Annotated in this window: 7 protein-coding genes; all 7 read right to left on the bottom strand. The window is 33.8% G+C overall.

All coding sequences use genetic code 11. The features are described from left to right. Positions 1 to 173 precede the first annotated feature (173 nt). Positions 174 to 1,001 carry an NAD(+) synthase gene (gene nadE / locus BLT22_RS11890; protein WP_091763490.1) on the bottom strand — a complete coding sequence of 276 codons (828 nt, stop codon included), beginning with the start codon at positions 999 to 1,001 and terminating at the stop codon, positions 174 to 176. Positions 1,002 to 1,073: 72 nt separating this feature from the next. Continuing rightward, positions 1,074 to 2,549, bottom strand: coding sequence for a nicotinate phosphoribosyltransferase (locus tag BLT22_RS11885; RefSeq protein ID WP_091763489.1), 1,476 nt, complete (start codon positions 2,547 to 2,549; stop codon positions 1,074 to 1,076). Positions 2,550 to 2,653: 104 nt separating this feature from the next. Continuing rightward, entirely contained in the window at positions 2,654 to 3,745 is a 1,092-nt protein-coding gene (locus tag BLT22_RS11880; protein ID WP_087060415.1) for a glycosyltransferase family 4 protein, read from the bottom strand. Continuing rightward, positions 3,745 to 4,500 carry a WecB/TagA/CpsF family glycosyltransferase gene (locus tag BLT22_RS11875; protein WP_091763488.1) on the bottom strand — a complete coding sequence of 252 codons (756 nt, stop codon included), beginning with the start codon at positions 4,498 to 4,500 and terminating at the stop codon, positions 3,745 to 3,747. Before BLT22_RS11875 ends, BLT22_RS11880 begins: the two co-directional genes overlap by 1 nt. A gap of 249 nt (positions 4,501 to 4,749) precedes the next feature. Further along, complete coding sequence (locus tag BLT22_RS11870; protein WP_087060419.1) at positions 4,750 to 5,166, bottom strand: pyridoxamine 5'-phosphate oxidase family protein; 417 nt, start codon at positions 5,164 to 5,166, stop codon at positions 4,750 to 4,752. A gap of 141 nt (positions 5,167 to 5,307) precedes the next feature. After that, entirely contained in the window at positions 5,308 to 6,297 is a 990-nt protein-coding gene (locus tag BLT22_RS11865; protein WP_091763487.1) for a sensor domain-containing diguanylate cyclase, read from the bottom strand. 238 nt (positions 6,298 to 6,535) lie between these two features. Then, the gene (locus BLT22_RS11860) at positions 6,536 to 7,030 is read right to left on the bottom strand and encodes a P-loop NTPase family protein (protein ID WP_091763486.1); all 495 of its coding nucleotides are present in this window, start codon (positions 7,028 to 7,030) and stop codon (positions 6,536 to 6,538) included. Positions 7,031 to 7,356: the final 326 nt, after the last annotated feature.

Below are 7,356 nucleotides of genomic sequence, written 5' to 3'. Positions count from 1 at the left end.
TAATACATAATACCTCTTTATCTCTCTACTCAATTCATTTTGCAACCTCAGTTAATACATAATACCTCTTTATCTCTCTACTCAATTTGTTTTGCGATCTGAGTTCCACTATAACTGTCGATAAATCAAAAAAGAACTGAGACAAAATTGTCTCAGTTCTTTTACAATAGTATTTATCTCCAAAAATCATCAAATATTGTAACTGGTAGATGACGTTTGTGTTGAGTTTTCAAGTACCAATTCTCAATTGTTTGGGCAGCTTGCTCAGAAACTTCTTTTCCTGCAAGATACTGATCGATTTCTTCATAAGTAACACCTAAAGCATCTTCGTCAGATCTTCCTGGTCTATCGCTTTCAAGATCAGCTGTTGGAGTCTTCTCATAAAATTTAGTTGGTGCATTCAGTTCTTTCAGTAAAGCTTTCCCTTGCCCTTTGCTCAGTCTAAACAATGGATTCAAGTCTGTTCCACCATCTCCAAATTTTGTGAAAAATCCAGTGACACTTTCCGCTGAATGATCTGTACCTAATACTGCTCCATTATGATGTGCAGCCACAGCATATTGAATAACCATTCTTTCACGAGCTTTAATATTTCCTTTATTAAAATCTGAAATTTCCATCCCGCCTGCTTTAATAGATGCTTCGGATGCATCCACAGTAGGTTTAATATCTACGCGTACGACCTTATCAGGCTTCATCCAGTCAATAGCTGCCATCGCCTCTTCTTCATCTGCTTGTTCACCATAAGGTAAGCGCATGGCGATAAAAGCATATTCTTCATTTCCTGTTTCTTCACGAAGTTCTTCCATTGCAATCTGTGCTAATTTGCCTAACAGGGATGAATCTTGCCCGCCTGAGATGCCTAATACTAAGGTCTTAAGAAAGTCATGTTTTTTCAGATAATCTTTCATTAAATCAACGCTTTTTCTAATTTCTTCTTTTGGGTCAATTTTTGGCTTAACTGCCATTTCTTCAATAATTTGTTTTTGCAATTCTGACATTCTATTCATCATCTCCTATTTAATTTTAAGAAATTTTTGTAGTCATAGTTTATCATAAATTTGTAAAGAGATTTAAAACAACGATTTTGACTGATCGGCCGGCATACTTTTGAACAAATTAATTGTTTCAACTTTTGCTGCATAAAGATCCTGTGAAAGATCTACTGGGTATGGTTCTGGATTCAATAACCGTTTATGCTCTTCCCACTGTTCGGATAAACTTTGCATTGCATATTCTCTTATCTCTTCAAGTGTAGGTAGTGTATAAACAACTTTTCCATCTACTATAATATCATGCAATAAAGGACGGGCATTATAATCCGTGATTGTTTTATTGATATACGTATACTGCGGATGAAACATAAATAATTCTTTTTGTTCATTTGGACGTTCATCTACTAACGAAATGTAATCCCCTTCGGGCTTTTTATTATTATAAGAACGTACTCGCCATACCTGTTTTTTACCCGGAGTTGTAATTTTCGCAACATTCCCGGTTAATTTAAGTGTATGGTGCATATTCCCATCATTTCCTTCAACAGAAACGATTTTATAAACTGCTCCCAAAGCAGGTTGATCATAGGCTGTAATCATTTTAGTTCCTACACCCCAAACATCAATTTTAGCCCCTTGCATTTTCAGATTTAAAATTGTTTCTGCATCTAGGTCGTTGGAAACGAATATTTTTGCATCAGGAAACCCTGCTTCATCTAGCTGCTGACGTACTCTTTTAGATAAGTATGATAAGTCACCAGAATCTAATCGCACACCTAAAAAATTGATTGAGTCACCCATTTCTCTAGCAACTTTGATTGCATTGGGAACCCCAGAATCTAAGGTATTAAATGTATCCACAAGAAAAACACAATCCTTATGTGTCTCAGCATATGCTTTAAAGGCTTGATATTCATCCCGATAAGCTTGAACTAATGCATGAGCATGGGTTCCAGAAGCTGGAATGCCAAATATTTTCGCTGCTCTTGTATTACTAGTAGAATCTACTCCAGCAATATATGTTGCGCGAGCTCCCCAAATTGCTGCATCCATTTCCTGTGCTCGACGTGCACCAAATTCTAGAACCGGATCATTCCCCGCTGCGCTCTTGATTTGAGCAGCTTTAGTAGCAACTAATGTTTGAAAGTTCACAATATTTAACAAAGCCGTCTCAATTAGCTGACAATCCACAATAGATCCTTCCACTTGAATCAAAGGTTCATTTGCAAATGCGACTTCTCCTTCTTTAAACGAACGAAGTGTTCCTTTAAACCGCCAGTTCTTCAGATAAGTCAAAAATTCTTCAGGATACCCTTCAATTTCTCTTAAATATTGAATATCCGACTCGGTAAAACGTAATTCTTGTATATAATTGACTACTCTTTCTAATCCTGTAAAGACTGTATACCCCATACCGAAAGGATTATTACGATAATAAACTTCAAATACTGCACGTTTTTGATCATTACCTTTTTTCCAATGGGTTAAAATCATATTGATTTCATATAAGTCTGTGTGCAACGCCACGCTATCATCCGTATACGTTCGGTTCATTTTGATATCCTCCTAGAGTTACTTACAATATGTTAGCTAGTATATCACATTCTTGTTACTATTTTTTGTGAAATTAACCTCTATATCACAATGCTTGTATTTGTTTACTTCTCTGATTTTAGACATTGCTGATATACTTTCATGGTCTCTAACCCTTGTTTTTGAATTGTAAACTGACTACTCCAGTTGAAAAAGTGTTTACCTTTTTGTTTTAGAGTATTCGTTTTCCAATCAGCATATGCTTCTTCAATTGCTGCTGCCAATTCGTCTGATGAAGCTTTTTGAACTATCCATCCCATAGATTTATCTGGAATCATGTTTTTCACATCACCTACTTCTGTAGCAATAACCGGTATATGGTTCTCTGCTGCTTCTAAAGCAACTAATGGAAAACTTTCACTCAGAGAAGGTAATACCATAACATCTGCTTGAGCAATTTGTTTACTCACTTCTAAAGAATCTACCCATCCCAAGAAATTTATTTTTTTTGATAGATGTAATTCATCCGCAAGTATTTTAAGAGAACGCTCTTCTTGTCCTGCTCCACAGATGGTTAAGTGCCAATCAGGATGCTTTGTCTTACCTAACGCTTGAAGCAAGTATTTATGTCCTTTTACCCACTCTAGTCTTCCAACTGTAACAATATTTAACCGATCTGAAACTTTGCTTATTTCAGAAGGTGTTAGATTGAAATTTCTTCCATTATGAACAACGGTTATATCATCAGTAGGTACTCTATTATTAACCAATATTTCTTTTATCTCACTTGAAACAGCAATCACTCGATCCGTTTTTTTAATCGTGTGTAAATTGAGAATTTCAAAAATCCGTCCTTTAATTCCTCTATCCTTAAAATCAAGTGTAGGATCACTGTGTACGGTCATGACCCATTTTGCTGCTAATCGTTTCCTTATTAAAGAAATCAACAGATTAGCTCTCGGGCCATGTGTATGTAGGATCGTATACTCACGATCATTAATAAAAGATTTTAGTCTCGATAGTATTGTCAGATCATATCGAGACTTTTGAGGAAGTATAAATACATTTATACCATTTTTTCTAGCCATTTCCGCTACTGGTCCATCTTCGAATACTAATAAATCCATTTCAAGCTGTGAAATCCCTTGAAATATCGATAAAATATGAAACAATCCGCCGCCATATTCGTTCCCTGCGTTTACATGTAATACTTTCATTAATTATCTCGTTTCTTTTTTGTTTTTTCTAACAGCTTTTGTTTTTTTACTTGTTGCATAAAAGCCGGTAGTGCAAGCATCCTGCGATATCTAGAAGGTTGTTTTACTAATCTGTATAACCATTCTATATGAAGTTTCTGTACAATTTTAGGCGCTCGTTTCGCTTTCCCAGACAGCACATCAAAACTTCCCCCTACTCCAACAGCTATTCCATGTTCCGCCGTCTCTAGGTATTGATGAATCCATTTTTCCTGTCGGGGAAATCCAAATGCCACTAGTATTAAGTCAGGTTCGAGCGACTTTATACGTTCAATCATTCCATTATCGGAATGATCAAAGTAACCATGGTGATATCCTGCAACTACAAGATTTGGCCATACTTTTTCAGCATTCTTAACTGCTTGAGTCACGACTTCTTCTTTAGCACCTATAAAATATACTCGCTTTTTATGCATGTTGGATAATTCAAGCAACCCCAACATTAATTCAAATCCTGGTACCCTCTCTTTGATAGGAGTTCCTAACTTCTTAGCGGCTCTCACGATTCCTATACCATCTGGCGCTATATAGTCTGCATTTAGCAACAAATGATAATATTCATCATCTTCTTTAGCATACATAACAATTTCTGGATTCGCAGTTACAAGAAACGTTTTTTTGTTTGCTTCCATCCGCTCAAGCAGCCGAGTCAAAAATTCTACTCGAGTTAAATTATCAAAAGGAATGCCTAATATCGAAACCTTTTTATCGTCCATTCCATTCATCCGTTCCGTAAGTTCTATTGCTATTATTGTAATACAATTTTGCCTTAGCGTACAGTCTTCAATTTGTTTATATGAACACTTTTTAGAGGTTTATTATTATAAGCTCTATGTAACAGCTCTTATTCCGGGCATATTCTGGTTTAACCCACTATATATCTTAATCATTTTTAAAGTAATAAAAAAGGAATGAAAGAAGTTTATATGCTTCTTTCATTCCTGATAATCAGTATAGCTAACTTTTTATAATATAATTTCTTCAACTTCTTTGCCTTTTTTACTTTTCACATTAATCTTAGTTGGTTTAATTTCTAACACTAAAATATTAGGATCTTCTTTGCTCGCATACTGATCATCCATATAATCGTTCCAAGATTTCTCAATGATTTCCTGATTTTTGACCATAGATACTTCCCCTTCAACCTCCACATAATCTTTATCAAAAATGCCTTCTTCATATCCAAGTAAGACGAATACATTGGAATTTTTTTCAAGATCTTCTACTTTTTCAGTTCGCTTATCCGTTATTGTATACAGCGTAAATCCTTTGCTATAAAAAGACATGTAACGTGCCATTGGTTTATTTCCAGAAATTGTCGCCATTACACCAACATCATTTTTTTCCATAATTTTAAGTGCTTTTTCTTTTATATCTTCCATTACTTTCATCTCCTTTAGTATTTATACTAACTATGACAGAGAAAGCTTTTTCAAGCAAAGAATTTGCTTTTGTTATTTAACCAAACAAAAAAGCAACCAATAGGCTACTTCAACGTTTAAGTTATTAAATTATACTCTGTTTTAGGATTGAACTTGATTTTTTCCAGAAGTTTTAACTCTGTATAACATTCGATCTGCGCGGTTGAATAACTGACTAACAGTTTCAGCAGAAATATATTGAGCGACTCCAGAACTGCTTGTGACTTCTGCTGGTTCGCTATAATCAGCTCGGTTAACCTTTTGTCTGATTTCATCAGCAATCTGATGAGCTTCATTTTTCTTAGTACCCGGCAATAAGATCATAAATTTTCCGCCTTCAAAACTTCCAGCATAGTTTTCTTCATTTATATGATCTTCAATAATTTGGCTAGTTCTCCGAATAATTTCGTCTCCAAATAATGGCCCAAACAATGAATTCTGATGACTTAAATTATCAATATCTAGTAATATGATTGATAGAAACTTATCAGCTTCTACTTGCGCTTCATTTACTAACTTACCTAATTCGAATAAGATATTTGTACGATTATATAAACCCGTCATAGAATCTTTTTTTGCTTGAATTGCCCATTCTTTATTTTCCTCAAGCAGTCTGCGACGTTCCTCTTCGTATTCAGTAATATCAAATACAATTCCCGACAAGAATAATGGGGCGCCATCTGCAGTCCTTTTGGTGACCTTTCCTCGATCATAATAGGTACGGTATTCTCCACTCTTCGTTTTAATTCGGTATCTAACTTCCCATACAGGGATTTTATTTGACAAATGATCTCTCATGGCGTCCATCACTCGTTCATAATCTTCTGGATGCAGTCGATTTGTGAAAAATTGAAAATCCACATATTCTGGTAATTCTTCTTTTTCAAAACCTAATGCCATTGCTTTCATTGGATTAAACGTGACTCTATTAACTTGAAAATCCCAGAACCAATGACCTAAATTACCTGACCAGGAAAAACCAAGTGAATCCTGTTCCTCTTGTAAATTTAATAATTCATTATTCAATCGTTTAACGGATTTTAATTCTTTTTTTAGGGATTCAATTTCTAACTTAAGTTTGTTCTCTGTCATCCACTCACACCTCTCATAAATAATTATAAGTGATGGAATCAACGTTTTATATAGTTATAAAAGGTGTGTTTATAAAAAAAAGAATGTCTGTTCACATTTATGACATAATATAAAAGTGTTTTCATTTTAAATCGGAGTATTTTAGCTAAATGTACTTTCTATAAATAAATCTTTTACTAATAATTTTTTTTATAGATTAGTATTTCTTTGTTTTATTTATTAGAAAATTATCATTAATTCAAAATTGTTTTTTTACTTCATCGATTTCAGTTTGATTTTTTAATATAATAATCTCTTTATGTCCATTTTCATTTAAAATATTTAAAATGTCCGGCCTATTTGTACGGTTGAAATTCCACACGAAACTTAAAAAATCTGGTTCTAATTGAATTGGGTTCCCATATGCTTTAGATTTTGTGATTTTGCCTTTTATATATCTCTTGCAGATTCTATAGACACAAATTAATCTAGGAAGGTCTAACCAAATAATAGTATCTGCATGTTCTATACGTTTTCTTAAGGTTCGACCATAATTCCCATCGATTATCCATTTATCTTGTTTAAGCACTTTTTCTAGTACCTTGTCAAATTCTATTGAATTTAAGGTGTTCTTATCGCCTTTCCAGTTCAGCTTATCTAAATGAACCACAGGTAAATCTAATTGTTTTGATAATTGAACTGCAAGAGTAGATTTACCAGATCCGGGAGACCCGATAATGAGAATTCTTTTCATAGGCATTCCTTTCTAATAATCATAGGTCTTTTATAAGTTTATGACTACTATCTACTATCTACTATCTACTATCTACTATCTACTATCTACTATCTACTATCTACTATCTACTATCTCAATAATTATGTAAGACCATTTAATTATAGCAATACATTTTGTTAAGTACATCAAAAATTTTCTATTTTTAGTTATAATAACTTTCTACGTAGCAGTTTGATTATTTTATGCTTTTAATGGTTTATCAATTTAGTTCTTACCCGCTCTTATTGATTATTTATTCATTTGAGCTAAAACAAATCGATTAATAATCAATAATTTTATTGCGA

Origin of the sequence: Marinilactibacillus psychrotolerans, from assembly GCF_900101525.1 — a bacterium.
GTDB lineage: Bacteria > Bacillota > Bacilli > Lactobacillales > Carnobacteriaceae_A > Marinilactibacillus > Marinilactibacillus psychrotolerans.
Note: the sequence above shows the minus strand (reverse complement) of the source record. Positions and strands in the feature narration are given on the sequence as shown.

What these genes read in the sequence shown, in the direction of transcription:
- BLT22_RS11875 (WP_091763488.1), bottom strand. Translation starts at nt 4,500, where the DNA reads ATGGACGATAAAAAGGTTTCGATATTAGGCATTCCTTTTGATAATTTA.
- BLT22_RS11870 (WP_087060419.1), bottom strand. Translation starts at nt 5,166, where the DNA reads ATGGAAGATATAAAAGAAAAAGCACTTAAAATTATGGAAAAAAATGAT.
- nadE (WP_091763490.1), bottom strand. Translation starts at nt 1,001, where the DNA reads ATGTCAGAATTGCAAAAACAAATTATTGAAGAAATGGCAGTTAAGCCA.
- BLT22_RS11865 (WP_091763487.1), bottom strand. Translation starts at nt 6,297, where the DNA reads ATGACAGAGAACAAACTTAAGTTAGAAATTGAATCCCTAAAAAAAGAA.
- BLT22_RS11880 (WP_087060415.1), bottom strand. Translation starts at nt 3,745, where the DNA reads ATGAAAGTATTACATGTAAACGCAGGGAACGAATATGGCGGCGGATTG.
- BLT22_RS11860 (WP_091763486.1), bottom strand. Translation starts at nt 7,030, where the DNA reads ATGAAAAGAATTCTCATTATCGGGTCTCCCGGATCTGGTAAATCTACT.
- BLT22_RS11885 (WP_091763489.1), bottom strand. Translation starts at nt 2,549, where the DNA reads ATGAACCGAACGTATACGGATGATAGCGTGGCGTTGCACACAGACTTA.